The sequence below is a fragment of the Alkalibacterium sp. s-m-28 genome (genome assembly GCF_054658175.1).
Window position 1 is genome coordinate 1 of sequence record NZ_BAAGIQ010000366.1, and the last position, 275, is coordinate 275.

Sequence of the window (275 nt, forward strand, 5' to 3'; positions counted from 1 at the left end):
GTGCTTTTCTTTCCGAACGAAATTGTCGTTTCATATATTTGTTTCGCCGTCCGTTTCCGAAAAAGCGCACTTGTTCGTCATCGGTGACTGCCACAGCTGGGACTTTGAGTCCTAAATCCACGCCCATGACTTTCGTGCCTGTTTTCTCGGTGGTGGAGATTGTCACAGCGATTTGCGCTATCCATTTATTTGACTTTTTGGTGACACGTAGTGTCCCTAATTTGTGTTTTAGCAAATCAAAATTTCTATTCTTCTTATCCACCATTAAAGCCCGG

1 pseudogene is annotated in these 275 nt (G+C 43.6%); it reads right to left on the reverse strand.

Annotated elements, in window-relative coordinates:
* Positions 1 to 275: pseudogene (locus tag ACYQ4S_RS12640) on the reverse strand (RNA-guided endonuclease TnpB family protein); the annotation flags it as partial.